General features: G+C 70.8%; 25 protein-coding genes. 8 read left to right on the top strand and 17 right to left on the bottom strand.

The window, feature by feature from the left end; translation table 11 throughout:
• Positions 1-240: 240 nt before the first annotated feature.
• A complete protein-coding gene (locus DV20_RS30060) occupies positions 241-528 on the bottom strand; it encodes a WhiB family transcriptional regulator (RefSeq protein ID WP_161790928.1) in 288 nt (95 codons plus the stop codon).
• Positions 529-792: 264 nt separating this feature from the next.
• Here DV20_RS30060 and DV20_RS30055 point away from each other — a divergent pair, with 264 nt between their 5' ends.
• Positions 793-1,554, top strand: a complete 762-nt coding sequence (locus tag DV20_RS30055) for a site-2 protease family protein (RefSeq protein WP_043786242.1) — start codon at positions 793-795, stop codon at positions 1,552-1,554.
• Positions 1,555-1,582: 28 nt separating this feature from the next.
• On the opposite strand, the gene DV20_RS30050 is transcribed toward DV20_RS30055, so the two are convergent.
• Genes DV20_RS30050 through mshB form a run of 3 tightly spaced genes read right to left on the bottom strand, consistent with a single transcriptional unit; the run spans position 1,583 to position 3,586 of the window.
• Entirely contained in the window at positions 1,583-2,362 is a 780-nt protein-coding gene (locus DV20_RS30050; protein WP_043786240.1) for a hypothetical protein, read from the bottom strand.
• Positions 2,355-2,747, bottom strand: a complete 393-nt coding sequence (locus tag DV20_RS30045) for a hypothetical protein (protein ID WP_043786238.1) — start codon at positions 2,745-2,747, stop codon at positions 2,355-2,357. Before DV20_RS30045 ends, DV20_RS30050 begins: the two co-directional genes overlap by 8 nt.
• Positions 2,744-3,586 (bottom strand): N-acetyl-1-D-myo-inositol-2-amino-2-deoxy-alpha-D-glucopyranoside deacetylase, encoded by an 843-nt coding sequence (mshB, locus tag DV20_RS30040; RefSeq protein WP_043786237.1) that lies wholly within the window; start codon positions 3,584-3,586, stop codon positions 2,744-2,746. Before mshB ends, DV20_RS30045 begins: the two co-directional genes overlap by 4 nt.
• 112 nt (positions 3,587-3,698) lie before the next feature.
• Between mshB and DV20_RS30035 the strand changes: the two genes are divergently transcribed.
• Positions 3,699-5,480, top strand: a complete 1,782-nt coding sequence (locus DV20_RS30035) for an ABC transporter ATP-binding protein (protein WP_043786235.1) — start codon at positions 3,699-3,701, stop codon at positions 5,478-5,480.
• A 184-nt stretch (positions 5,481-5,664) separates the two neighbouring features.
• On the opposite strand, the gene DV20_RS47060 is transcribed toward DV20_RS30035, so the two are convergent.
• From DV20_RS47060 to typA, 6 genes are all read right to left on the bottom strand, one after another.
• Positions 5,665-5,799, bottom strand: coding sequence for a hypothetical protein (locus DV20_RS47060; RefSeq protein WP_268747452.1), 135 nt, complete (start codon positions 5,797-5,799; stop codon positions 5,665-5,667).
• A gap of 91 nt (positions 5,800-5,890) precedes the next feature.
• Positions 5,891-6,820, bottom strand: a complete 930-nt coding sequence (locus DV20_RS30030) for an ABC transporter permease (protein WP_084093744.1) — start codon at positions 6,818-6,820, stop codon at positions 5,891-5,893.
• Complete coding sequence (locus DV20_RS30025) at positions 6,813-7,832, bottom strand: ABC transporter permease (RefSeq protein WP_043786234.1); 1,020 nt, start codon at positions 7,830-7,832, stop codon at positions 6,813-6,815. Before DV20_RS30025 ends, DV20_RS30030 begins: the two co-directional genes overlap by 8 nt.
• Positions 7,833-8,018: 186 nt before the next feature.
• Positions 8,019-9,830, bottom strand: a complete 1,812-nt coding sequence (locus tag DV20_RS30020) for an ABC transporter family substrate-binding protein (protein WP_043786233.1) — start codon at positions 9,828-9,830, stop codon at positions 8,019-8,021.
• Positions 9,831-10,120: 290 nt separating this feature from the next.
• A complete protein-coding gene (locus DV20_RS30015; protein ID WP_043786231.1) occupies positions 10,121-11,857 on the bottom strand; it encodes an ABC transporter family substrate-binding protein in 1,737 nt (578 codons plus the stop codon).
• Positions 11,858-12,237: 380 nt separating this feature from the next.
• Positions 12,238-14,163, bottom strand: a complete 1,926-nt coding sequence (gene typA, locus DV20_RS30010; protein WP_043786230.1) for a translational GTPase TypA — start codon at positions 14,161-14,163, stop codon at positions 12,238-12,240.
• Positions 14,164-14,358: 195 nt separating this feature from the next.
• Here typA and DV20_RS45980 point away from each other — a divergent pair, with 195 nt between their 5' ends.
• Positions 14,359-14,508: a hypothetical protein gene (locus DV20_RS45980; RefSeq protein ID WP_167344408.1), complete on the top strand. Its 150-nt coding sequence runs from the start codon at positions 14,359-14,361 to the stop codon at positions 14,506-14,508.
• 6 nt (positions 14,509-14,514) lie between these two features.
• Here DV20_RS45980 and DV20_RS30005 read toward each other — a convergent pair whose 3' ends face one another.
• The gene (locus DV20_RS30005) at positions 14,515-15,468 is read right to left on the bottom strand and encodes a GlxA family transcriptional regulator (RefSeq protein WP_051736200.1); all 954 of its coding nucleotides are present in this window, start codon (positions 15,466-15,468) and stop codon (positions 14,515-14,517) included.
• 86 nt (positions 15,469-15,554) lie between these two features.
• Here DV20_RS30005 and DV20_RS30000 point away from each other — a divergent pair, with 86 nt between their 5' ends.
• Positions 15,555-16,346, top strand: coding sequence for a carbon-nitrogen hydrolase family protein (locus DV20_RS30000; RefSeq protein ID WP_051736194.1), 792 nt, complete (start codon positions 15,555-15,557; stop codon positions 16,344-16,346).
• 8 nt (positions 16,347-16,354) lie between these two features.
• Here the strand turns inward: DV20_RS30000 and DV20_RS29995 are convergent, their stop codons facing one another.
• The gene (locus tag DV20_RS29995; RefSeq protein ID WP_043786229.1) at positions 16,355-16,654 is read right to left on the bottom strand and encodes a YciI family protein; all 300 of its coding nucleotides are present in this window, start codon (positions 16,652-16,654) and stop codon (positions 16,355-16,357) included.
• Positions 16,655-16,868: 214 nt separating this feature from the next.
• Between DV20_RS29995 and trpS the strand changes: the two genes are divergently transcribed.
• Positions 16,869-17,834: a tryptophan--tRNA ligase gene (gene trpS / locus DV20_RS29990; protein ID WP_043786228.1), complete on the top strand. Its 966-nt coding sequence runs from the start codon at positions 16,869-16,871 to the stop codon at positions 17,832-17,834.
• Here trpS and DV20_RS29985 read toward each other — a convergent pair.
• From DV20_RS29985 to DV20_RS29975, 3 genes are all read right to left on the bottom strand, one after another.
• Positions 17,827-18,216: an NUDIX domain-containing protein gene (locus tag DV20_RS29985; RefSeq protein WP_043786227.1), complete on the bottom strand. Its 390-nt coding sequence runs from the start codon at positions 18,214-18,216 to the stop codon at positions 17,827-17,829. The genes trpS and DV20_RS29985 overlap by 8 nt on opposite strands.
• 142 nt (positions 18,217-18,358) lie before the next feature.
• Complete coding sequence (locus DV20_RS29980) at positions 18,359-19,678, bottom strand: sensor histidine kinase (protein ID WP_043786225.1); 1,320 nt, start codon at positions 19,676-19,678, stop codon at positions 18,359-18,361.
• Positions 19,675-20,391: a response regulator transcription factor gene (locus DV20_RS29975; RefSeq protein WP_043786224.1), complete on the bottom strand. Its 717-nt coding sequence runs from the start codon at positions 20,389-20,391 to the stop codon at positions 19,675-19,677. The genes DV20_RS29980 and DV20_RS29975 overlap by 4 nt, the downstream gene beginning before the upstream one ends.
• A 148-nt stretch (positions 20,392-20,539) precedes the next feature.
• On the opposite strand from DV20_RS29975, the gene DV20_RS29970 reads away from it, so the two are divergent.
• Genes DV20_RS29970 through DV20_RS29960 form a run of 3 tightly spaced genes read left to right on the top strand, consistent with a single transcriptional unit; the run spans position 20,540 to position 23,483 of the window.
• Entirely contained in the window at positions 20,540-21,637 is a 1,098-nt protein-coding gene (locus tag DV20_RS29970; RefSeq protein ID WP_043786223.1) for a LolA family protein, read from the top strand.
• Positions 21,634-22,608: an ABC transporter ATP-binding protein gene (locus DV20_RS29965; RefSeq protein ID WP_043786221.1), complete on the top strand. Its 975-nt coding sequence runs from the start codon at positions 21,634-21,636 to the stop codon at positions 22,606-22,608. The genes DV20_RS29970 and DV20_RS29965 overlap by 4 nt, the downstream gene beginning before the upstream one ends.
• The gene (locus DV20_RS29960) at positions 22,605-23,483 is read left to right on the top strand and encodes an ABC transporter permease (RefSeq protein ID WP_043786220.1); all 879 of its coding nucleotides are present in this window, start codon (positions 22,605-22,607) and stop codon (positions 23,481-23,483) included. Before DV20_RS29965 ends, DV20_RS29960 begins: the two co-directional genes overlap by 4 nt.
• A gap of 16 nt (positions 23,484-23,499) precedes the next feature.
• Here DV20_RS29960 and DV20_RS29955 read toward each other — a convergent pair whose 3' ends face one another.
• Together DV20_RS29955 and DV20_RS29950 are read right to left on the bottom strand one after the other, a co-directional pair.
• On the bottom strand, positions 23,500-24,507 hold the full coding sequence (locus DV20_RS29955; RefSeq protein ID WP_043786219.1) for an ABC transporter ATP-binding protein: 1,008 nt from the start codon (positions 24,505-24,507) through the stop codon (positions 23,500-23,502).
• Positions 24,507-26,063 (bottom strand): ABC transporter permease, encoded by a 1,557-nt coding sequence (locus DV20_RS29950; RefSeq protein WP_043786286.1) that lies wholly within the window; start codon positions 26,061-26,063, stop codon positions 24,507-24,509. The genes DV20_RS29955 and DV20_RS29950 overlap by 1 nt, the downstream gene beginning before the upstream one ends.
• Positions 26,064-26,085: the final 22 nt, after the last annotated feature.

Raw genomic sequence — 26,085 nt, 5'->3', positions numbered from 1 at the left:
GTGAACCCACGCCGAGACGTCACCCAAGGAAAATCGCCGGTGACGCAAGCATCACCGGCGATTTCCGCAGTTCCACTGGGTGGACGCGACGTAGACGCAGGTTCAACGCGGACCCAGCCACGCGCGGGGGTCCGGGGGCTTGCCCCCGGGCGGGGTCTGGGGGTTGCCCCCCCAGAAGACACCTGAGGCGCGAGCGAGGTTCGCGCATTCCGCGAACAGACCTCACCCCCTCGAACCGCCTCAGACAGCTCGTTTCTTCAGCTTGCGGCGCTCCCGCTCGGACAGACCGCCCCAGATGCCGAAGCGTTCGTCGTGGGCCAGCGCGTACTCAAGGCACTCGTCCTTGACCTCGCAGCCCAGGCAGATCCGCTTGGCTTCGCGGGTGGAACCGCCCTTCTCGGGGAAGAACGCCTCCGGGTCCGTCTGCGCGCACAGGGCGCGTTCCTGCCAATCCTGCTCTTCCTCGGTGGCATCGATGAGCTCGGTGAGATCTCCCAGAGCCTGCTCCGGGATCTCGCCCCAACTCATGACGTGCCCCCATTCCTTCCCATCGGCTTCCAACCGCACGTCCGCCTCCTCGCTCCCTAGCACTCCCCAGGCTGGCGGTGGTGAAACGACACTCGCCGTCCCCTCTCGGCGGCGAATGACATCACTGTGATTACACCCGTGTAGTGCGGTCAGGTCAAGCGGAGTAGCGAGTTCGGGGGACGTTCCGGCCCGATCGCGCAAGGGGACACGCCGGTAACTTCACACCGGGCATACGGAAGACTGGAGCACGTGCAGAAGTCAGCAGTGCGCCCCAGCCCGGTCTTCCTCGGCATCCTCGCGCTCACCGTCGCCGGTGGCGCCATGGCCGCGTTCGGTGACATCAACACCGTTTTCGTCCGCGACCGCGACCCGCTGCTCATCGCGGGCGTGGTGATCTTCGTCGCCGCCGGCTGGGTGGCGTCGTTGTCGCTGCACGAGTTCGGACACGCGATGGTCGCCTACCGCGGCGGGGACTACAGCGTCGCCCACAAGGGTTACCTGACGCTGGACGTGCGGAAGTACACCGACCCCGTCCTCTCGATCATCCTGCCGTTGGTCTTCCTCATCATCGGCGGCATCCCGCTGCCGGGCGGCGCGGTCTGGATCAACCGCGGCGCGCTGCGCTCGCGCGGGACGTCGTCGTGGGTGTCGCTGGCCGGCCCGCTGAGCAACCTCGCGGTCGGGGCGGCGCTGGCGCTGGTGGTCGCGCTGGTCCCGATGGCGGGCGGCCTCGTGATCGCGATGTCCTACCTGGCCCTGCTGCAGATCGTGACGTTCCTGCTCAACATCCTCCCGATCCCCGGCCTCGACGGCTGGGGCGCGATCGAGCCGTACCTGCCGCCGCAGGCCCGCGAGCTGGGCGCGCGCGTCCGCCCGTGGGCGCCGATCATCCTGTTCGCGCTGCTGTGGTTCTTCCGCCCGGCGAACAACGCGCTGTGGGACGGTTCCTACGCCATCTTCAACGCGTTCGGCGGGTACGTGGACGGCGCGAGGATCGGCTTCAGCGTGTTCCAGTTCTGGAACTGAGGTTTGGACCGGGCGCCGCGCGGGAAGATCAGGTGCGGCGCTCGGTCAGCCAGACGTGCGCGCGCTTCCACACGACCCGCAGACCCGACCGCTCCCCCAGGTAGTCCCCCGCCGCCCCGACGACCGGCAGCATGCCGAGCGCGCGGTGGAACAGGTTGCCCCGCGGACGCTTCTCCAGTTCGCCCGTGATGCCCAGCAGTCCCCGGCCCAGCCGCCACAGCGTGCGGCCCGCCGCCTTCACCGTGGCCTTGCCGTGCTTCTTCTCCGACGCCCTCAGGTCTTCGGTCAGCTTCGCCGCTTCGGTCGCCTCCGCGGCTTCGTCGTGCTCCTCGTGCTTGCCCGCCGCGAGGTCCGGATCGATGTCGCGCTCGAAGAGCACCCATGCGATGAGGCGCACGCGCGTTCCGACGTCGGTCACGCCGTACTCGCCCGCGATCGCGCACAGCAGCAGGCCCTGGGACGCCGCGCCGAGCGCGTCCTGGACCGGCAGGCGGTCGGCCAGCGCCCCGCCCAGCCCCGGGATGGACGTCAGCAGCGCCGTGAACCGGCCGACGCGGTTCATCCACCAGCTCGACCGGTCGTAGCCCGTCATCCGCGTCCACGCCGCCGTGCCGGGCACCTTCACCGACGTGACGCCGTGGATCAGCTTGGCCTTCAGCCCGGACTCGACCTCGGCCAGGTCCTCCGACGCGCGCGCCTGCAGGCCGAACGGGTCGGCCTCGCGCAGCGCGTCCAGCATCGGCCCGCACGCACGCACGAACGGCCGCAGCACCGCCACGACCTGCTTGTCGGAGATCGACTCACCCACGTCCCGGTCCCCTTCCCAGCGTCCGGCGCGGCGCGCCGCCGAGCACCATCGCGCCCGGCAGCGCACTCGCGCCGAGCAACAGCAACGCCCGCCAGTCCTGGATCAGCACCAGGTCACCGCCCGGCCCGAGCAGGCCGACCCCGAACACGACGAGCACCCACACGGCCAGGGGTACCCAGGAAAGCGCGGGCCGCACCAGCTTCGCCGTGGTCCACACCAGCCACGGCGTGGTGACGGCGCCCACGAGCACCGTCACCGGCACCGGCACCACCCCGATCCGCAGCGGCAGGAAGAACAGCTCCAGCAGCGCGAGCAGCACCGTGTCGACCGCGAGCAGCGCGAGCAGCAGCCCCTGCTCGAGGGCGAGCCGCTCGTCCACGGTCACAGCCCGCCGAACAGGTCGTCCGCCGCGCCCTCGGCCGGGCCGCGGGCCAGCACGAAGTAGTCGCGATCGAGGATCGGCTGGGCTATCTCGTTCGTCAGCGCGAAGTACGGCACTTCGTCGTCGAACACGGCGAGCTGCGTCGCGTGCGCGCGCAGGGCCGCCACCTTCGCGGGCAGGTACGCGGCGACGTCGAGCACCGTCGTGATCTCTTCGTCCGGCGTCGTGGGCAGCTCGCCGTCCTCCGGGACGTCGAACACCGGGTCGTGGTCGCGCAGCGCGGCCAGCCCGGCGCGCACCGCGTCCCGCGACGCGACCGTGTGGAAGATCCGCTTCACCGACTCCGCGCGCGAAGCCGCCGCCATGGTGATCTCGTGGGCCCGGATGTGGTCGGGGTGGCCGTAGCCGCCGAAGGCGTCGTAGGTGACGACGACCTGGGGCCGGACCTCGTCGAGGATCTCCGCCAGCTGCGCGGCCTGCTCGTCCGCGGAACCCCCGGTGAACGCCCGGGGGTGCGACGCCGACGGTGTGCCGGCCATGCCCGAGTCCCGCCACCGGCCGAGCCCGCCCAGGTAGCGGTGCCGTGACACCCCCAGCGCGGCGCACGCGGCCGCCACCTCGGTGACGCGGTAGCCGCCCAGCTGGTCCGCGGCGTGGGCCCGCAGTCCCTCCAACTCCCCGAGGTCGGCCATGACCTCGCCCTCCTCACCCAGCGTGCAGGTCACCACGGTCACGTCGACGCCTTCGGCGGCGTATCGTGCGATCGAGGCGCCGGTGGTGATGCTTTCGTCGTCGGGATGGGCGTGGACGAACAGCAGCCTTCGCGATACCGGGGAGATCACGGGTTGAGCGTAATTCCCGTGCTCCGACCTTCGTCGGGGACACCCTCGGTTATCCTCGCGCGAGTCGCGACCGCCGCGTCGTGACGGTCTGTACCCCCACGAAGGGCATCTGGTGAGCACTGAAGCAACTTCGGCGGACGTCGCCGGCGTGTCAGGATCGGTCCTGTCCATTTCCGACCTCAGCGTGTCGTTCCAGACCGAGGACGGCGTCGTGGACGCGGTCAAGGGCATCGGGTTCGACGTGCAGCCCGGCGAGATCGTCGCCGTGGTCGGGGAGTCCGGGTCCGGCAAGTCCGTCACGTCGATGTCGGTGCTGGGCCTGCTGCCCAAGACCAGCCGGATCGCCGGTGAGCTGCGCCTCGGCGAGCGCAACCTGGCGGATCTCAAAGAGAAGGACATGCAGAAGATCCGCGGCAACCAGGTCGCGATGATCTTCCAGGAGCCGATGACGGCGCTGAACCCGGTCTACACGATCGGCTGGCAGCTGCGCGAGGCCCTGCGTTCGCACCTCGACATCGCCAAGGACGCCGCCGACAAGCGCGCGGTCGAGCTGCTCGACATGGTCGGCATCCCGAACCCCGAACTGCGGTTCAAGCAGTACCCGCACCAGCTCTCGGGCGGCCTGCGCCAGCGCGTCGTCATCGCCATGGCGATCGCCTGCGACCCGAAGGTGATCATCGCCGACGAGCCGACCACGGCGCTCGACGTCACGGTCCAGGCGGAGATCCTCGGCCTGCTGCGCAAGCTGCGGGACACCCTCGACACGGCGATCGTGCTGATCACCCACGACATGGGCGTGGTCGCCGACATGGCCGACCGCGTCATCGTGATGTACCAGGGCGAGATCGTCGAAGAGGCGCCGGTGCGCGAGCTGTTCGCGTCGCCGAAGGAGGACTACACCCGGCGGCTGCTCGCCGCGGTGCCGGTGCTCGGCCAGCGCCCCGAGGGCCGCCGCCTGCTCGACGACTCGGGCATCGACGCCGACAGCACCGAGGCGGCCAGGATCGCCGAGGAGATCCGGCTGGCCGACGAAGAGCTCGAGGCCGTGATCGAGGAGGCCGCGCCGGCCCTGGAGATCAAGAACCTCGTCCTCGAGTACCCCGGCCGCCGTGGCCAGGCCAAGAACCGCGCGGTCGACGACGTCTCGCTGACCATCGCCAAGGGCGAGATCGTCGGCCTGGTCGGCGAGTCCGGATCCGGCAAGTCGACCGTCGGCCGCTGCGCCGTCGGCCTGCTGCGCGCGACCCAGGGCACGATCGCGATTGCGGGCAAGGACATCACGACGATGTCGGCGAAGGAGATCCGCCCGCTGCGCCGGTTCTTCTCGATCGTGTTCCAGGACCCGGCCTCGACGCTGGACCCGAAGATGACGATCGGCGAGTCGATCGCCGAGCCGATGGTGCTGCACAAGGTGCTGTCCGGCAAGGCGCTGTCGGCGCGGGTGCGTTCGCTGCTCGACAAGGTCGAGCTGGGCGGGCACTACATGAACCGCTACCCGCACGAGCTCTCGGGCGGCCAGCGCCAGCGCGTGGCGATCGCCCGTGCCCTCTCGCTCGACCCGGCGCTGCTCATCGCGGACGAGCCGACGTCGGCGCTGGACGTGTCGGTGCAGGCCCGCGTGCTGGACCTGTTCCTGGACCTGCAGCAGTCGCTGCAGTTCGCCTGCCTGTTCATCAGCCACGACCTGGCGGTGGTCGACCTGCTGGCCGACCGCGTCGCGGTGATGCAGCACGGCAAGCTCGTCGAGGTCGGCACGCGCGACCAGGTGCTGCACTCGCCGCAGCAGGAGTACACGAAGCGCCTGCTGTCGGCGGCGCCGGTCGCGGACCCGGTGCTGCAGGCCGAGCGCCGCGCGGCCTGGGAGGCCGGCAGGCTGGCCCCGGTGGCCGACTGACGTACTGGACGTTGAAGGGCCCGCACCCCACGGGGGTGCGGGCCCTTCGCGTACCCGGCCGGACGACACGCGTACCTAAGCGGACGACACGCGTACTCGGACGGACGACACGGCCTCGGGGGCGGTACGCGTGTGTCGTCCGGCCAGGTACGCGTGTCGTCCAGCGGGGTACGCGTGTCGTCCGTCAGCTGACGCGGACGCGGGGGGCCAGGACATCGAGGCCGAGCTCGTCCTCGGTTTCGGCGATGGCCGACGCGCTGATTCCCGGCTCGCCGAGGGGGTCGCGGGTGTTGGCCAGCCGGCGGAGCACGTAGCGCACGAGATTCGTCCGGAACCCGCAGGTCCGGCGATCCGCGTACGAAAACGGACGCGGGGGTGACCGGATCCGGTCACCCCCGCGTCGCGCGCGTTCAGGCCTTCATTCTCCGCTGGCGCGGGTCGAAGGCGTCGCGCAGACCGTCACCGATGAAGTTGATCGTCAGTGAAATCAGCACGAGCACGACGAACGGCCCGAAGAACAGCGCCGGCCGCGTCTGCAGCTGGGCGTAGTTCTCCAGGATGACGCGGCCGAGCGAGGTGTCCGGCAGCTGGACGCCCAGGCCGATGAACGACAGCGCGGCTTCCGCCAGCACGGCCTGCGCGACCGCGAGGGTCGCGTTGACCGTGATGCTGCCGACCATGTTCGGCACCAGGTGCTTGAAGATGATGCGGAACGTCCCGGCGCCGGACGCGCGTGCGGCGTCGACGAACTCGCGCTGGGACAGCGACATCGCCTCGGCGCGGGTGATCCGGGCGATCTGCATCCAGGCGAACGCCGCCAGCACCAGCGCGACGATGTACCAGGAGCCGCCGCCGAACACCTTGGCGAGGATGGCCGCCGCGGCGATCTGCGGGACGATCAGGAACAGGTCCGTCACCCGCGAGATCGCCGAGTCGGAGAACCCGCGCAGGTAGCCGGCGACCGCGCCGAGCACGACGCCGACCACGGTGGCCAGGATCGACACCGTGAGCGCGATCAGCAGCGAGTACTGCGTGCCGCGCAGCACCTGCGACACCATGTCCTTGCCGACCTGTGTCGTCCCGAGCGGGAAATCGCCGCTGGGCTTGGCGAACGACGGGAACGAGCTGTCCTCGTAGTTGTGCTTCCAGAAGATCGGCAGCACGATGCTGGCCAGCACGATCAGCAGCAGCACGGCCGACGACGCCATCGCCAGCTTGTGGTGCAGGAACTTCCGCAGGACGAGCTTGCCCTGGCTGCGCGGTTCCGGCAGCGCCTCCGGCGGCAGGGTGCCTTCGGCCGCGGCGGTCTCGGTCGCGAGAAGAGAGTTCAGGTCAGCCAACGCGAATCCTCGGGTCCAGGATGCCGTACATCAGGTCGGCGATCAGGTTGGCGACGATGACACTGCTGGCGATCACCACGAGCCAACCCATCATCACCTGAGTGTCGTTCTTGGTGACGGCTTCCACCAGCAACGTGCCCATACCGTGCCAGTTGAACACCGTCTCGGTGATGATCGCGCCGGCGAGGACCGAGCCGAAGTTGACCGAGAACAGCGTCGACACGGGGATCAGGGCGTTGCGGAACGCGTGCCGGAAGATCACCCGGCCGTTCGCCAGTCCCTTGGCCCGCGCGGTGCGCACGTAGTCGGCGTTCAAGACCTCGAGCATCGAAGCACGCTGGAACCGGCTGTACGCGGCGAAGCTGATCGCCATGATCGACAGGGTCGGCAGCAGGTACGCGCCGATGGTGCTGGCGATGAAGTCGCCGACACCGCCGTCCGTCTTCAGCTGCTCCGGGCTGGTGGTGCGCAGCCAGGGGTTGCCGAGCACGTCCTGCAGACCGAGGTCGCGCACCCAGCCGTTGATCTCGATCGCGTAGTTCTTCAACACGATCGCGATGCAGAAGATCGGCATGGAGAACAGGAGGAAGGCGAGGGTGGTCGCGATGTAGTCGATGATCGAGTACTGCTTCACCGCGGCCAGCACACCCACGATGATGCCGATGACCAGCGCGAGGATCTCGGCGCCGACGACCAGCTTGAACGTGACGCCGAACGCGGCCAGCACCTTGGGCGCGACCGGCGCGAGAGCGTTGCCCTGCGCGATGGACGTGCCCCAGTCACCGGTCAGGAAGTGCCCGAGCCAGGTGAAGTAGCGCGGCACGATGCCCTGGTCGAGACCCAGCTTGGTCGCCGTGGCGGCCAGCGCTTCTTTGCTGATCAGCGGGTTGCTGCGCAGCTCGCCCAGCGGGTCACCGGTGCCGGCGACCATGACGAAACACAGGAACGTCCCGACCAGGAGGACGGGAATCGATATCGCCAGACGGCGAAGGATGTAGATCACCAGGTTCAACGAACTGCTCCTCATCCGGGCCTGGTCGTCAGAAGTGCGCTGGACCGCTACCCGGTTGTCTACCGTAGTGGTGGTAACCCTACGGTCAACAGCTACTTCCGGTGGGTACCGGGGCCCGGCTCGTGGCCGGGCCCCGGTACCTCCCAGGTCATCTGGAGCGAGGGGAAAGAAGAGGCGGGACGGGCCCTACTTCTTCTGCTCCCACTCGCCGGCGTTCCACAGGGCACCGTCGTACGACTGCATGTACACGCGGTCGATCCCCTTGAACGCCCACATGGACGGCGTCTGGAACAGCGGCAGGGTCGCGTACTGGTCCGCGATCGCCTTGTCGACGTCCTGGTAGGCCTTGAGCTTCACGGCCTCGTCGGTCGCCTTCACCGCGATGTCGTAGTTCTTGTCGATGTTCTCGTCGCAAAGACCCTGGTAGTTCTGGTCACCACCGTTTTCCTTGCAGACGTAGATCGACCGGGACTCCGACTTGTTCGGCGTGGAGGACCAGCCGAACAGCGCGACGTCGTAGTCGCTGGCCGCCAGACGGCCACCCTTGAGGAAGTTGGCGTCGGTCTCGTCCTTGACCTCGATACCGGCCGCCTTCGCCTGCGAGATGATGATCTCGACGGTCTGGCTGCGGCGCGCGTTCTGGTTGTGCGAGATCTTGAACGAAGCGCGCTGACCGCCCTTGGCGAAGATGCCGTCGCTGCCCTTGACCCAGCCCGCGTCGGACAGGGTCTTGGCCGCCGCCTCGGCGCCCAGGCCGGCCTTGCTGCCGTACAGGTCGGTGTAGCCCTCTTCACCCTGGAAGAACTCGATCGAGTTCAGCGGGGCGGCGTCCGCCTGGACTTCCTTGAGCAGCTTGTCGGTGATCTCCTTGCGGTTCACCGTCTCGAAGAACGCCTTGCGCAGGTCCTTGTCCTTGAACATGCGCTTGTAGTTCAGGTCGAGGTGCTCGAAGGTCAGCTGCGGAGCGGAACCGTAGGTGACGCCCTGAGCCGCGAGACCCTTCAGCGTCTGGGCCGCGGTGGCGTCCGGCTGGGTCGACGCCGCGACGTCGATCTCACCGTTCTGCAGCGCGGTCGCCATGGCCTTGGTGTCTTCCATGGCCCGGACGACGATCTTCGCCGGACCGCCCTTGCCACCCGACCAGTTCGGGTTCTTCTCCAGCGTGACGGCCTTCTGGTTGGCGTCGAACGCGGTGATCTTGTACGGGCCCGACGACGGCATGATGTCCGCCTTGAAGCCCTTCCACTCGTTCGTCCAGAAGTCACCGGCGGCCTTCAGCTGGGCCGGGTCGCCGGTCGGGGCCAGCTTGGTGATGTCCGCGATGCCGGTCTTGGACTGCAGGACGTGCGCCGGCATGATCGCCACGCCGTTGAACAGGCCCTTGTAGTCGAGGTACGGCTCGCTGAAGTCCGCCTCGAAGGTCAGCGCGTCCTTGCAGGTGGCGGTCTTGATCAGCGAGTACCCGGTGGTCGACGCCGCGTTGAACGGGTTCTTGCCGTCCGGGCCCTTGGCCAGGCCGCTCTGCGCCAGCCACGCCAGGTACATGTCCTTGCAGTCGTACGCCTGACCGTCCGACCACTTGAGGTTCGGCTTGATCTTGTAGGTGACGACCTGCGGGGACTTCGACGTGACCTCGGCCGACTCGAACACGTCGACGTTCAGCAGCTGCTTGTTGTTGCCGTCGAGCTTGAAGACGCCGGAGAGCACGGAGGTCAGGATGTAGTTGTTGTACGACGTGTTGGTGTCGGTCGTCTGGTTGTTGTACCCAGAGTACCCATCGTCGATACCCACAGTGACCGTGGCGTCGTACCCCGGGGTGTCCGCGAGCTTGAACTGGTCAGCTGTTTCGGCCTTGCCGACAGCCATCGCCTTGATGTCGGTCGACGATCCGTTCTGGTCGGTGTTGCCCGAACCCGAATCACCGCCGCTGCAGGCGCTCAGCAACAGCGAAGCGCCGGCGACGAGCGACAAAGCGGAGACTGCTTTGGATCTCCTCATGAAGTGTGCCCTCCTAGCACTGAGCCCTTGAATATCGGGACAAGGGCCCACACCGCTCCGGTTTGGATGGGCCGGAGCCTACGACACGCCAAGCGACACTCAACTGGCGCACTGCGGGTGCACGCTAGAAAGGAAAAGCACCGACAGTCACCAGTTCAGGGTCGATCGTGACCAAAGGGTGACTTCCAGTCGACATCCAGAAATACGACGGTTACCTCATGGATTCACAACGTCCCACTCGAAGGCGTTGGTAAAGATCACCCGGTAGTACTGAATGCGTAGCCAACCGATTACTTCGGGCCGCGAGTCCAGTTCACGGCCGACCCGAACGGGCCCACCATGGGGGGACCGGGCGTGACGCCCGAGATGCCCGATCCGATCGCCAGGGTGTCAGCCAATTGGAACAGCGGAATCACCACGTTCTGGCGCCAAAGTTCAGGCTCCAGAGTGGTGAGCGCTTCGCTGGTCTGGGTGGATCCGGAGAGCGCCGCGTCGATCGACGGCTGCAGCGCCGGGTCGCAGAAGCCGGCCGCGTTGCCCGGGACGACGGGCTTGGTCTTGTCCACGCCGGCGGCCGTCTGCTCCGGGCGGCAACCGAAGGTCGACGCGAGCACCGAGGCGGTGTCGCCGCCGACCGCCTGCGGGACGACGGCGATGTCGACCCCGACGTTGCCCGCCGAGTCGCCGGTCGGCTGCTGGACCCCACCGGCCACCGGCATCGCGAGCAGGCCGCTGAACAGGTCACGCGGCTGCGGCGTGATGGCGTTGACCTCGATGCCCTGCGCGGCGAGCTCGCTCGCGAGCTCCTTGGCGATCGTCGTGTACGGCTCCTGGGTGCCCGGCGAGGCGATGACCAGCGAGAGCGCCCGGCCGTTCTTGCGCCAGGTGCCCGCGGTCTTGGTGTAGCCGGCCGCCTTCAGCGACTGCTCGGCCTTGGCGACGTCGGGCGCGGTGGGCGGGCCGGGCGGGATGGTCGCCGTGTAGCCCTTCACCGACGGCGCCGTCACCTGGGCGTCGGCGTGCAGCTGCGACGACGGGCCGCCGTTGACGCCCTCGGTGATCAGCTTGCCGCGGTCGAGCAGGGCGGCGATGCCGGCGCGCACCTGGGCGTCCTGCAGGGTCGCGCTGACCGGGCGCAGCAGCACGCCGGCCACGAGCGGGCGGGCCACGGTGTGCAGCCGGACCGACGAGCCGAGCTCGCCGAGCAGCTTGAGCTCGTCGCCGGTCGTGCGCGCCAGCGCGAACTGGTCGTTGCCGCTGCGCAGGGCGGCCAGCAGCGTGTTCTGGTCCGACCGGCGGAGCACGATCCGGTCGATCGCGGCGGGCTTCTCCCAGTAGCGCTCGTTGCGCTCGAGGATCACCTCGCCGCGGGCGGTGTCCAGGCTCTTGATCGAGAAGGGGCCGGCGATGGCCGGGAAGTTCGACGCGAGCGCCCCGCGCCAGCCGTCGGGCGCGTCCTTGAGCAAGTGGGCGGGCAGCAGGTCGGAGAACAGCGTCTGCCAGCCGGGGTACGGCTTGGCGAAGGTGACCTCGACGCGCTTGCCGCCCTCACGGGACTGCAGGTCGGTGATCTGCCGGTAGCCGGCGGGCTCGATCACACCGGGCTGGTCGCGCAGCTGGGTGCGCAGGTAGTCGAAGTCCTCGGCGGCGATGGGTGCGCCGTCGGACCAGGAGGCGTCCGGCCGGATGTCGTAGGCCACCACGAACGGCTGCTGCGAGACGACCGCGGCGGACTTCATCAGGTTCTTGTCGAGCTGGGTGGTGCCGTCGTCCTTCTGGCGGAACACCGAGGGCAGCAGCAACTGCGAGAGCGCGGAGGTCACTTGGGAAGAGTCCGCGAGGTTGTGCGGGTTGTACCCGCCGAGCACGTCGTCGACGCCGACGACGATCTGCGACGGCGTCTTGCCGGTGCTGGACACCGGCGCGACCGAGGACGACACGACCGGGGGTGGCGGGGTGTTGGAACAGGCGGTGAGCAGCACGGCCGCGAGTGCCAGTACCGGCACCGCCTTGCGATTCACCCGCACGCCCCGTTCCTCCCCGTTTCGCCCCGATCGGGTCAGCCATGCTCCCACGACCGTCTTCACCGCCGGAACCGAGATTCCCATACCCGGATCGGGCGGCCGCGCCGCCCCAAGGTGGCCACTACGGGAAAAGACGTGCGGCACACCGTCCGGGTTCCCGGACCGTTCCGGAACGGCGGAACGAACACGGGCCGGACACGAAAAAGGTTCACGCCGGTGGTCGGCGCCAGGCGATGAAGCCGTCGCGACCCCTATAAAGATATAAGGAGAAGAACGGCGGAATTCGTGACGCTGGGTTCGCCACCCACCGACCCAGCGTAAGGGTGCGGGCACGAAAAAACCTCCCGGCGACACGCGCCGGGAGGTTTTCCGAAGGTGGGCGGTCAGCCGTTGTCGCGGCTCTTGGCGCGCGAGCGCTCCTTCGCGCGGGTGTTGACGTCCAGGGTGACCTTGCGGACCCGGACGACCTCGGGCGCGACCTCGACGCACTCGTCCACCGAGCAGAACTCCAGCGCCTCTTCCAGGCCCATCTTGCGCGGCCGGGCCAGCGTCTCCATCACGTCGGCGGAGGACTGACGCATGTTGGTCAGCTTCTTCTCCTTGGTGATGTTGATGTCGAGGTCCTCGAAGCGCGGGTTCTCGCCCACGACCATGCCCTCGTACACGTCGGCGCCCGGCTCGACGAAGAAGGTGCCGCGGTCGGCCAGCTGGATCATCGCGTACGCGGTGACCGGGCCCGACCGGTCGGCGACCAGCGAGCCGCTGTGGCGGGTGCGGATCTCGCCCGCCCACGGGAAGTAGCCCTCGAACACGTGGTTCGCGATGCCGGTGCCGCGGGTCTCGGTGAGGAAGTCGGTGCGGAAGCTGATCAGGCCGCGCGACGGGAGCACGTACTCCAGCTTGATCCGGCCGGTGCCGTTGCCGCTCATGTCCTCCATGCGGCCCTTGCGGGCGGCCAGGAGCTGGGTGATCGCGCCGAGGTGCTCCTCCGGCGAGTCGATGTAGAGGCGCTCGAACGGCTCGTGCAGCTTGCCGTCGATCGTGCGCAGGACCACCTGCGGCTTGCCGACGGTCAGCTCGAAGCCCTCGCGCCGCATCTGCTCGACGAGGATGGCCAGCGCGAGCTCGCCACGGCCCTGGACCTCCCAGGTGTCGGGGCGCTCGGTCGGCAGGACGCGGATCGAGACGTTACCGATCAGCTCCTGGTCGAGGCGGGCCTTGACCAGCCGCGCGGTGACCTTGTCGCCGCCGTTGCGCCCGGCCAGCGGCGAGGTGTTGACGCCGATGGTCATCGAGATCGCGGGCTCGTCGACGGTGATCCGGGGCAGCGCCACCGGGTTGTCGACGTCGGCGAGGGTGTCGCCGATGGTGATGTCCGGGATGCCCGCGATGGCGACGAGCTCGCCCGCGCTGGCCTCGGTCGCCGGGACACGGGTGAGCGCCTCGGTGACCAGCAGCTCGGAGATGCGGACGTTCTGCGTCGTGCCGTCTTCGCGCATCCAGGCCACGGTCTGGCCCTTGCGCAGCTTGCCGGCGTGGATGCGGATCAGCGCGATGCGGCCGAGGAAGTTGGACGCGTCGAGGTTGGTGACCAGCGCCTGCAGCGGCGCGTCGAGGTCCGCGGCGGGCGGCGGCACGTGGCGCAGCAGCGTGTCGAACAGCGGGTCCAGGTTCTCGCTGTCGGGGATGTCGCCGTCGGCGGGCTGCTCCAGGCTCGCCTTGCCGGCGCGCGCGGAGGCGTAGACGACCGGCAGGTCGAGGATCGCGTCGTGGTCGGCGTCCTCGATGTCGCTGGCCAGCTCGAGCAGCAGGTCGTGGGTCTCCTCGACGACCTCGGCGATCCGGGCGTCCGGCCGGTCGGTCTTGTTGACCAGCAGGATCACCGGCAGGCCGGCTTCGAGGGTCTTGCGCAGCACGAACCGGGTCTGCGGGAGCGGGCCCTCGGACGCGTCGACCAGCAGGACGACGCCGTCGACCATGGCCAGGCCGCGCTCGACCTCGCCGCCGAAGTCGGCGTGCCCCGGGGTGTCGATGACGTTGATCGTCACCTGGCCCTCGGGGGTCTGGCGGTGGATCGAGGTGTTCTTCGCGAGGATCGTGATGCCCTTTTCGCGCTCGAGCTCCCCCGAGTCCATCACGCGGTCGACGACCTCGGCGCGCTCGGCGAAGGCGCCGGACTGGCGGAGCATCGCGTCCACCAGTGTGGTCTTGCCGTGGTCGACGTGGGCTACGATCGCGACATTGCGCAGGTCGGGCCGGGTCTTACCGGTCGGCCGGCCGGTTTCGACGGTAGCGCTGGCTGCGGGCACGCGAGAACTCCTGAACTTCAAGGGTTTGGATGGCCGCGTAAGCCCGTCAGGCATCCCGTGACCGGCTCTGGTCACACGCGGACCTCACCCAGGATACCTGCCACCCTGTTGTGAGCGGCCCCACGCCCCCCTGTCGGTTAGGCTGACCTAACGTGGAAACCCGGTGACGGACACCGATCCGGAAGGTGCGTGCGCGTGGGCAAGAAGCCGAAAGACCCGCAGAAGGTCGTGCGCAAGCTGATGAAAGCCGGCAAGGTCAAGAAGAAGTGCTGCCGGTCGAAGCCGCGCTGCAAGAAGTGCCCGGTATTGGCTCTGAAGAAGGCGAAGCTGGATCTGGCGGCTTGAGACCGGTCACGTCGTGGGGTGGGTGCTGCGGAACCGGGCCAGGTAACCCGTGGGTGGCACCCCGAGGTGGCGGACGAACGCCCGGCGCATCGTCTCGTCGCTGCCGAAACCGCAGGCGAGGGCGGTGGCGCTCACCGATCGTCCGTCCAGCAGTGACGCCTGCGCGGCCTCCAGGCGAGCCGCCTCGACGTACGCCCGCGGCGTGGTGCCGAGCTCTTCCCGGAACAGCCGGGTGAGCTGCCGGTTCGACAGGTTCGCCGTGGCGGCCATCGACGTGGTCGTGTGGCCGGCGGTGATGTCGCCGGCGACCGCGTCCAGCACGGCCTTCAGCGGCGAGGCCGTGGCGACGCGCGTCTCCACGCGGATCGAGAACTGCGACTGACCGCCGGGCCGTCGCAGGAAGACCACCAGCGACCGGGCGACCTCACGGGCCACGTCGGCGCCGTGATCGTCCTCGACGAGCGCGAGCGCGAGATCGATGCCCGCGCTGACGCCCGCCGAGGTGAAGACCGAGCCCGCCCGCACGAAGATGGCGTCCGGCTCCACCTGGACCGCCGGATACCGGCGGCGCAGCCGGTCGACGTACCGCCAATGCGTGGTGGCGCGGCGGTCGTCGAGCACCCCGGCCTCCGCCAGCAGGAACGCGCCGGTGCAGACCGACGCCAGCCGGCGTACCCGGGGCCGCAACCGCCGCAGCGCCTCGACGACGGCGGCGGAGTCGGGCACCCCGTCGGCTCCGGCGACGAGAACGGTGTCGTAGACCTGGTCGAAGTCGAGCGGATCGGCCCACAGCCGCACCCCGCTCGACGCCGTGATGGTGCCTCCGCCCGGCGTGACGGTGCTCACTTCGTACCGGCGGTCCTCGCCGCCGGCGGCTTCGACCTCCCGGAACACATCGACCGGCCCCGCCACGTCGAGCAACGTCACCCCGTCGTACACGAGCACCGCAACGCGACGCACGATCACCCCGTTCTTGTCCCGATCCGAGGGAAATCCGGCGCGTTCATCATCGCGGGCGCCTCGCCCGAGCCGCCATCGTGTACCGCATGCCCGAGCTCATGAGAGTCACCGTCTGCCAGCTGGACAACCGTCCCGGCCACCGCACCGAGGCCATCGCCGCCCTGGCCGACCACGCCCGGGCCGCGGGGGCGGATCTGGTGCTGCTGCCCGAGATGCCGTTCTCGACCTGGCTGGGCGCCGATCCCGAACCGGATGCGGCGCGCTGGCTGCACAGCGTGGACGAGCACCGGCGGGTCCTCGCCGGCCTCGCGTTCGAGGATGCCGCGGTGATCGGCTCCATGCCGACCGCCGAGCCGAACGGATCGTGGCTCAACCAGGCGTTCGTGTGGAACGAGGCTTCCGGCGCAGCGGCGATCCGCGCCAAGCACTACCTGCCCGACGAACCCGGCTACTGGGAGGCGACCTGGTACGACCGGGCGGAAGCGAGCCAGGCGACGTGCCGGGTGGGCCGTGCCCGGGTCGGGGTGTCCATCTGCACCGAGATGTGGTTCCTGCACACCGCGAGCCGCTACGCGAAGCTCGGTGTCGACCTGCTGTGCGTTCCCCGCGTCACCCCCGAGGAGACGCTGGCGAAGTGGCTGGCCGGGGGGCAGGCGACGGCCGTCTGCTCCGGCGCCTACTGCCTGTCCTCCAACCAGTGGGTACCGGAACAGCCCGGTATCGCCGCCGGCGGTCTCGGCTGGGCGATCGATCCGGACGGGAACGTGCTGGCCACCACGAGCCCCGGCGAGCCGTTCGTGACCGTCGAGGTCGATCTGGACCTCGCCCGGCAGGCCAAGCGCACCTACCCGCGCTACGTGGCGGGGCTGGAACGCTGACCCGTTCCTCAGTGGTGTACCGCTTCGTTGACCAGCCGGAGCTCCGGCGCGGTCTTCGTCGGGGAGAACTCGATGACCTCGTAGTTCGCCAGGTGTTTCGCGCAGAACGGGTCGGACGCCAGGATGGCGTCGAGCTTGCCCCGGGCCATCGGCCGCGTGATGATCACGCCGCCGGTGCGCGGGTTCCGCCGCCCGGACGCCAGGAAGTGGCCGTGCTCGTACTGCCTGTTCAGCCACTCGGCGTGGTCCGGGAGCGCGTAGTCGATTTCCTCGATCGGGGCCGTGTAGTTCAGCAGGACGACATACATGGATAAAACCGTAACTCCGCTCGTGCGCTCCCGCGTCCGGCCGATGCGAAGTGGTGACGCGCCGGGTTATAGTCGGCGCCATGCACGCGCAGACGTCCAGCTGGTGGCCGCCCTCGGCGGCCGTCTAGACCTGCGCTGATCACCAGCGGCCGCCCCGGACGGGCGGCCTTTTTCGTGCCTTCTCCGGGGTGGCCCCACCTCGGAGGGAAGCACCATGAGCAAGCTGTCCGGGATCACCCCGTCCGGTCACGTCCACCTCGGCAACCACCTGGGCGCGGTGCGCCGCTGGGCCCTCGAGGGCGGCGCGGACGACCTGTACTTCGTCGCCGACCTGCACGGCATGACGACCTCGCACAACCCGTCGAAACTCCGATCACTGGCCCGCGAACAGCTGGCGGTGCTGATCGCCGCCGGCATCGATCCCGAGCGGGTGTTCGTCCAGTCCGACCTGGCCCGCGAGCTGGGGGCGCTGACCTGGGTCCTGGAGTGCACCTGCCACTACGGCGAGGCCGCGCGGATGATCCAGTTCAAGGAGAAATCGAAAGGTCAGGCCGGGGTGCGGCTGTCGCTGCTGACCTACCCGGCGCTGATGGCCGCGGACATCCTGCTGCAGGGCGCGGACGAGGTGCCGGTCGGCGAGGACCAGCGGCAGCACGTGGAGCTGACGCGGACGCTGGCCAAGCGGTTCAACAGCACGTACGGCGAGGTGTTCACCATCCCCCGCGCGGTGCTGCCGCCGGCGGGCGCGCGGGTGAAGGACCTGGCCGACCCGACGCGCAAGATGTCGAAGTCGGCGCGGGACGCGGTGGGCGTGGTGTTCGTGCTCGACGAGCCCGACCAGATCCGCCGCAAGATCCGCCGCGCGGTCACCGACGGCGGGTCGGTGCCGGTCCACGCCCCGGAGACCCGGACGGGGATGGCGAACCTGCTGGAGATCCTCGCGGCCTGCCGGGGTGGGTCGCCGGCGGACCTGGCCGACGAGTTCTCGTCGTACGGAGCGGTGAAGGACGCTGTCGCCGACGCCGTGGTCGAGGAGCTGCGGCCGCTGCGCGCACGGGCGTCGGCCCTGCTCGACGACGTCGCCGAGCTGGACCGGGTGCGGAAGGCGGGCGCCGAGCGCGCCCGCGAACGCGGCTCGCACCGGCTCGACGCGGCGCTGCGGATGATCGGCGCTAACTGAGCAGCTCGCGGAAGGCCGGGAGCAGGATCCGGTCGGCGGGCAGCCAGTCGACGTCGTCGAGGTCGTCGGGCCCGAGCCACTGCACGGCTCGGTGCTCGACGGCCCGCGGCTCTTCCCCCGGCGACACGAGCTTCGCGGCGTAGATGCGGAGGACCCTGCCGCCGGGCAGCGGAACGTCCTCCCCGACCCGGCGGCCGACCTCGACGACGACGTCGAGTTCCTCGCTGCACTCGCGGGCCAGCGCGAAGGCCTCGGACTCCCCGTCCTCGACCCGGCCGCCGGGCAGTTCCCACTGCCCGGCGTGCTTCGGCGGCCAGGCCCGCTGCTGGGCCAGCAGCTTGCCGTCCCGCACCAGTGCGGCTCCCACGATCACAGCGTTCACAGTCCCGGAACTTACCCGGAAGCCCCCGCCCCAGCCGCCCCGCCGTGTCGCCCCTCCAATCACGCGTGATGCCCCTCCAATCACGCGTGTCGCCCTCCAATCACGCGTGTCGCCCCTCCGATCACGCGAACCGCCCGTTCGGTCACGCCTCCCCGCCCGCAGCCGACCGCCAGACGACCACGAAACGCGCGCCGCCGTCCGGGGACTCGCTCACCTGGACCCGGCCGCCCCGGCGCCGGACCGTCTCCGCCACCATCGCCAGCCCGAGTCCCGTCCCGCCCGACGACCGGGCCCGGTCGTCCGCGATCCGGTAGAACCGGTCGAACACCTTCTCGCGGTGCTCCGGGGCGATCCCCGGCCCGTCGTCGTCGACCACGACCCGCACCGAAGAGCGCGACGCCAGCACCGACACCACGATCTGCCCGCGCGCGTAGCGGCACGCGTTGCGCAGCAGGTTGTCCAGCACCAGCTCCACCTCCGCGTGCGCAGCCGACGCCCACGCCTGCGCGACCGCCGTGCTCACCCGGGTCTCCGGTGCCCCCGCCGGCAGCCGCGCCACCGCCGCGCGGACCTCGCTCACCAGCTCGACCGGCGACGCGGGCGGCACCTCCCCCGCGTCCGAGCGGGCCAGCGACAGCAACCCGTCCAGCAGCGCCGACAGCCGCTCGGCCTCGGTGAGGATGTCCGACAGCGTCTCCTGCGCCAGCTCCGGATCGGGGTTGGTGACGGCCACCTCGGCCTGCACCCGGATGGACGCGACCGGCGAACGCAGCTCGTGCGCCGCGTCGCCGGTGAAGCGCCGGAGCCGGTCGCTGGCCTGCTCCTGCCGCTCCAGCAGCGCGTTGAACTCCTCCGCCAGCGCGCGCAGCTCGTCGTGCGAGTCCGGCAGGGCCAGCCGCGCCCCCGGCGGCAGCGAGCGCACCGAACCCCGCATGCGGGCCACCGGCCGCAGCGACAGGCGCACCACCAGCCACGTCGCGAAGCCCGCCACCAGCGCGCCGACCGTCGCGACGACCACCAGCCACACCCCGCCGTAGTGCACCGCGGCGGCGAACCCGACCAGGCCGGCTCCCGCGACGACCAGCCGCTGTGACCCGTCCGGCGCGCTGACGACCGTGCCGAGGTACCGCGCGCCGTCGCGCTGCACCGGCTGCCCCGCCTTGAGCGCGGCGACGTCGGCCGGCGCCAGGCCGGCGGGCGTGCCGCCGTCCACCGGCGCGCCCGCGATGTCCAGCACCCGCAGCGTCACCGGCGCCGAGCCGGACAGCGGACGGCCCGCGCTCACCTCGGCGCCCGCCGGGCCCAGCGCTGCGGAAAGCTCGCGGTCCACCGAGCCGATGAGCCGCGGCGAGAGGTTCGACGCGGCCAGCGCCGCCAGCCCGAGCAGGCAGACCAGGGTGATCGTCGCGGCCAGCACGGTGATCCGGGCCTGCAGGGTCCGGCCCCGCCACCAGGAGGTCACGGGGTGATGACCTCGTCGAGCTGCGCGTCGGACGCCAGGTAGCCGTGGCCGCGCACGGTCCGCAGCAGCGCGCCGGCTCCGACCGCGTCGAGCTTGCGGCGCACGTACCCGACGTAGACCTCGACGAGGTTGCGGGTCACCGCCTGCTCCTCGCCCCAGACCGCGCGCAGCAGCTCGTCCTTGGTGACGACCGTGCCCGCCCGGCCGACCAGCACCTCCAGCAGCGCGAACTCCCGCGGGCTCAGCGCGACTTCCTCGTCGTGCCAGTGCACCTGCCGCAGCCCGCGGTCGACGGCCAGCGCGCCGAGCCGCAGCGTGCCGCGGCCGGCCTCCGGTCCGGCCCGCCGCAGCACCGCGCGGACCTGGGCGACCAGCACCACGAACGAGAACGGCTTGACGAGGTAGCCGTCGGCGCCGAGGTCGAGGCCGTCGGCCTGGTCGATCTCGCCGTCCTTGGCCGAGACGAGCAGCACCGGCGTGGTGACGCCGTCCTTGCGCAGCCGTTCCAGCACGCGGTAGCCGGACAGGCCCGGCAGCATGATGTCGAGCAGGACGACGTCGAACGTGCCCGTGCCCGCCAGCTGCAGGCCGGTGGGGCCGTCCGCGGCGGTGACCACGTCCATGCCCTCCGCGCGCAGCCCCCGCTGCAGGGCCTTCCGCACGCCCGGTTCGTCGTCGACCACCAGCACCCGAGGTTTCACGAGACTCATCATGGCCGGTCCGCGCAGGTCGTGCGCCGGTTCTCAGCGCGATCTCAGCGTGAGAGGGAGAACCTTCAGTGGTATCTCAGCCTCGAGAGGGAAGCGTCGGTGCCAGGGAGCCGGGCACACTCGAGTCCGGGAACACCACAGGGAGAGACGCATGAAACCGAAGACGAAGGGCATCACCGCCGCGGTCCTCGGCACCGCGCTCGGTGCCGGCGGGCTCGCGTTCGTCGCGATGCCGGCCAGCGCCGACGACAAGCCGGCGCTGCCGCAGGTGAGTGCCGAGGACCTGGTCCAGTCCGTGGCGAAGGCGAAGCCGGGCGCGTTCGACGGCACGCTGAAGGTGAGCAACGACCTGGGCCTGCCCGCGGTGGGGAACGCGGTGCCGGGCGCGTCGGCGCTGAACATGGACTCCGCGCACATCTTCACCGACGGCGCCGGCAAGAGCCGGCTCGCCGTCACGCAGGGCGCCAGCCAGGAGACCGTGGTCCACGACGGCACCACCGTCTGGGACTACAGCTCCCGGACGAACACCGCGACCAAGGTGACCATCCCGGCCGACGTGGCCCAGCGGAAGGGCGCGGGCAGCGACAGGACGGCCGACCCGCTGGCGGCGTCGACGGAACTGCTCGCGAAGGTCCGCGAGAGCAGCACGGTGTCGGTCGACGGCACCGCGACCGTCGCCGGGCGCCCGGCCTACGAGCTGGTCCTGACGCCGAAGCCGACCGAGCGGACGCTGCTGCGCGAGATCCGCGTCGCGGTCGACTCGCAGACGCGGATGCCGCTGCGGGTGTCGGTGCTGAGCAACGGCACGGCGACGCCGGCGCTCGAAGTCGCGTTCACCGAGATCGAGTTCACCCAGCAGCCGGCCGACCTCTTCACCTTCACCCCGCCGAAGGGCGCCAAGGTGCAGGAGAAGACGCCGACCGTCGACCAGAAGCACAAGGACCTCGCCGAGCAGGCGAAGCAGGACGTCAAGGTCGTCGGCGACGGCTGGGACACCGTCGTCACCGGCAAGGTGCCCGCGGACGCGCTGAACGCGGCGCCGAAGCAGCAGTCCGGCCGGGAGGGCCGTGGCGGCAACGCGGACCCGAAGGCGCTGCTCGAGCGGTTCGCCAAGAAGGTCAACGGCACGTGGGGCAGCGGCTACCTCGTCACCACGAAGGTCGGCAGCGCGGTGCTGACCGACGACGGCCGCTTCGCCGCCGGCGCGGTGCCGGAGCAGGTCCTGTACGAAGCGCTGGGTCAGAAGTGACCAGCACTACGGTCCAGTCCGGGGCGGACGTCTCTTCGGAGGCGTCCGCCCCGGCGGTCCCGCTGGCCGCGCGGACCCGGGGACTGCGGAAGGTCTACGGCAGCACCGTCGCGGTCGACCACGTCGACCTCGACATCCCGCAGGGCGCGGTCGTGGGGATGCTCGGGCCGAACGGCTCGGGCAAGACGACGACGATCCGGATGCTGCTCGGCCTGGTCCGGCCGACCGAGGGCGAGGTCGAGCTGCTCGGCCGTCCGATGCCGGACGCCGCCGCCCACGCGCTGCCGGACGTCGGCGCGCTGGTCGAGGGGCCGGGCTTCCACCCGTTCCTGTCCGGGCGCGACAACCTGCTGCGCTTCGCCGCGGCGGAACCGCGGCTGTCCTCGGCCGGGATTCCGTCCGCAGTGGACACTGCGTTGGAGCGCGTCGGGCTCACCGGCGCGGCGCGGCGGCGCTACAAGGGCTATTCGCTCGGCATGAAGCAGCGGCTCGGGCTCGCTTCGGCGTTGCTGGTGCCGCGGAAGATGGTCGTGCTCGACGAGCCGACCAACGGCCTCGACCCCGCGGGTACCAGGGAGATCCGCAGGATCGTCGCCGAGCTGCACGCCGAGGGCGTCACCGTGCTGGTGTCGTCGCACCTGCTGGCCGAGGTCGAAGCGACCTGCACGCACGTCGCCGTGCTGCAGAGCGGGAACGTCGTCGCCCAGGGCGAGCTGGCGGAGCTGCTGGAATCCGGGAACGCGGCCCTGCTGGTCCGCACGCCGGACGCGGAGAAGGCCGTGGAGGTGCTGCGGGAGCACCGGATCGGCGCCCGGCTGACGCCGGACGGCGTCCGGGCCGACCTCACCGCGGCCGAGGCGCCGCGGGTCCTGCAGGTCCTGGTGGGCGCGGGGGTCGCGGTCCACGAGGCGACGCGGGCCCGCACGGGCTTGGAAGACCTGTTCGCGCGGCTCACGGAGGGGGCGGAATGACTGCCGTCTTGGAGGCACCGGCGGCCCGCACGGGCCATGACACGGTGCCGTTGCCGCGGTTGCTCGCGGCGGAGCTGCGCTGGATCTTCCGGCGCCCGCGCACGCTGGCCGTGCTGGGGCTCCTGGCGCTGATCCCGGTGGTGATCGGCATCGGACTGACACTGGTCGACGACGCCGGGCCGCAGGGTGGCGGCCCGGACGACGGCGGCGGGGCCCTGCTGGCCTCGGCGGTCAACAACGCGTTCGTCCTGCCGATCGCGGCGATCGTGATGTCGCTGGCGCTGCTGCTGCCGCTGGCCTCGGCGATGGCGGGCGCGGACGCGATCGCGGGCGAGACGTCCCACGGGACGCTGCGCGGCTGGCTGATCGCCCCGGTCGGCCGGGGCCGCCTGCTGGCGGTCAAGGCGTTCGGCGTCGCGACGGTGTCGGTGGTTTCGGTGCTGGCGATGTGCGTGACGGGCGTGGTGACGGGCCTGATCATCAACGGCACGGATTCGCTGTTCACCCTGTCGGGCACGACGTTGTCCTTCGGCGGCGCACTGGCCCGGATCCTGCTGGTGGCGGGCTGGGTCGTGCTGCAGCTGTGGGCGGTCGGCGCGGTGGCGCTGGCGATCTCCAGCTGGACGGAGCACCCGATGCTGGTGGTGGCGTCCGTGCTGGCGGCCGACATCGTGTTCACGATCCTCGGGTTCTTGACGTCGCTGGACTGGCTGCACCCGTTCCTGCTGACGCAGAACTGGTCGCTGGCCCCGGCGGAGGTGCTGCAGGACCCGATGGGCACGCAGATGCTGGGCGAAGGCGCTTTGCGCGCGGCCTGCTACATCGTGATCGGGCTGTCCCTGGCGTACGCGAGGTTGTCCACCCGCGACGGCTGAGGTTTCCCGGACGGCGTCAACCGACCAGCGCGACGCCGTCCGGGTCCAACTGCAGCTTCACCGCGTCCCCCGCGCGCAGGTCCGAAGCCGCCGGCGCCACGGCGTCTACAGTGGACTCCGCGAGCTTCACCACGAGCCGCACGTGTTCCCGCCGGTGCACCGCCGCGACGACCTCGCCCGGCACACCCTCGGCCGACACCTTCAGCGCGTGCGGCCGCAGCCCCAGCCGTATCGGGCCGTCGTCGACGTCCGGCAGCGCGACTTCTCCGAGGGACGTGCGCACCTGTCCGGCCGCCGCGGTGCCGTCCACGAACGTCGTCACCCCGAGGAACCGAGCCACACCGTCGTCCGCCGGATTCCGCCACACCCGGCGGACCGCGCCCTCCTGACGCACCTCCCCCGCGTCGAGCACCGCCACCCGGTCGGCCAGCGTGAACGCCTCCTCCTGGTCGTGCGTCACCAGCAGTGCCGTGATCTTGCTGCGCCGCAGCAGATCCGCCAGGTCGATCGCCAGCTGCTCGCGCAGTCCCGCGTCCAAACCGGACAGTGGCTCGTCGAGCAGCAGCAACCGCGGCTTCGGCGCGAGCGCCCGGGCCAGCGCCACCCGCTGCGCCTGCCCGCCGGACAACTCCGTCACCCGCCGCTTCTCGAAGCCGGCCAGACCCACCAGGTCCAGCAGCTCGGCGACCCGCGGCGCCCACTGCGCGCGGGGCACCCCGTGCATCCGCAGCCCGAACGCGATGTTCGCGGCGACGTCGCGGTGGGTGAACAGCTGGCCGTCCTGGAACACCAGGCCGAAGCCGCGCCGGTGGACCGGGACCGCGCCGAGGTCCTCGCCGTCCCAGCTCACCGAGCCGCGGGCCGACGGCTCGAGCCCGGTGATCGCGCGCAGCAGCGTCGACTTGCCCGAGCCCGAGGGGCCGAGCAGGGCCAGCACCTCGCCGTCGGCGATGTCGAGCCGGGCGTCGCGGACCGCCGCGAACGTTCCGTAGCGGACAGTCAGGTCCCGCACCGACAACGCCATCAGAACTCTCCCACCCCGCCGCGCCCGAGCCGGTCGATCAGCGCGACCGCCAGCACCGTCACGAGCATCAGCAACGCGCACGCCGCGTACGCCATCTGGTTGTTCAGCTCGCCCGGGCGCGCCATCAGCGTCGCGATCGCGACCGGCAGCGTCGGTGCCGTCGGCCGGGCGAGGAAGCTCGTCGCGCCGAATTCGCCGAGGGCCACGACGAAGCCGAAGCCCGCCGCCGCGACCAGCGGCCGCAACGTCAGCGGCAGGTCGATCTCCCGCCACACCCGCAGCGGGCTCGCCCCGAGCGTCGACGCGGCCTGCCGCAGCCGGACGTCGACCGAGCGCAGCACCGGCAGCACCATGCGCACGACCAGCGGGATGATCACCAGCGCCTGGGCCAGCGGGACCAGGTAGGGCGACGTCCGCAGGTCGCCCGGCAGCGCGTCGAGCGTCACCAGGTAGCCGAACCCGACGGTCACCGCGGACACCCCGAGCGGCAGCATCAGGACGGCGTCCATCGTCTCCCCCAGCCCGCGCGCGGCCTTCACGGGCGAGCGCCGCAGCGCCACCAGGACCACGGACGCGAGCACGCCGACGACCACCGCGAGCAGCGTCGCGTCGATGGCCACCTTGAGCGAGTTCAGCGCGGCGTCCCAGCCGGACACCTGGAGTGCGCCTTTCTCGCCGGTGCTCGTGAGAGCCCGGTACCCGGCGAGGCTCCAGCCGTCCTCGGTGGACACCGATTCGGCGAGGAGCGCGACGACCGGCGTCACCAGCAGCGCCAGCACGACCCCGGCGGCGCCGACGACCCACCATTCGCCGCCGCGCGGGCGGCGCGCCTGGCCCGAGCCGATCCGGGCACCCTCCTTGCGCCGCCGGGCCAGCCCGCCGAGCACCAGCGCGGCGACCACGGCCGTGAACTGGATCAGCGAGAGCGCCGCCGCGCCCGAGAGGTCGAGCAGGTCGACCGTCCGCAGGTAGATCTCGGTTTCCAAGGTCCGGTAGCGGGCGCCGCCGAGGATCAGGACGACGCCGAAGCTGGTGGCGCAGAACAGGAACACCACGGCCGCGGCGGACGCGACCGCCGGCGCCAGCGCGGGCAGCGTCACCGACCGGAACGCCCGCCACGGCGACGCGCCGAGCGCCCGGGCGGCGTCGGTCGTCCGCGAATCCAGCCGCGCCCACAGCCCGGCCACCGTCCGCGCGACGACGGCGACGTTGAAGAAGGCGTTGGCCAGCACGATCGGCAGCACGCCGCCGTCCGGCCACAGCGCGCGGAACGCCAGCCCGACCACCACGGTCGGCAGCACGAACGGCACCAGCACCAGCGTCCGCGCGAGGCCGGCGCCGGGTAGGCGCACCCGCGCGAGCAGGAACGCGACCGGCAGCCCGGCCAGCACCGCGACCACCGTCGACGCGGCCGCGCTCGCGACCGTGAACCCGGCCAGCTGCCAGGTCCGCGCGTCCTGCAGGACCACCTCGAGCCCGCCCGCGGCGAACCCACGGCCGATGATCGCGACGACCGGCCAGGCGAAGAACACCACCAGGAAGCCGATCGGGGCCAGGCCGAGCAACGCCAGGCCGAAA

The sequence above is a fragment of the Amycolatopsis rifamycinica genome (assembly GCF_000695625.1).
GTDB lineage: Bacteria > Actinomycetota > Actinomycetes > Mycobacteriales > Pseudonocardiaceae > Amycolatopsis > Amycolatopsis rifamycinica.
Note: the sequence above shows the minus strand (reverse complement) of the source record. Positions and strands in the feature narration are given on the sequence as shown.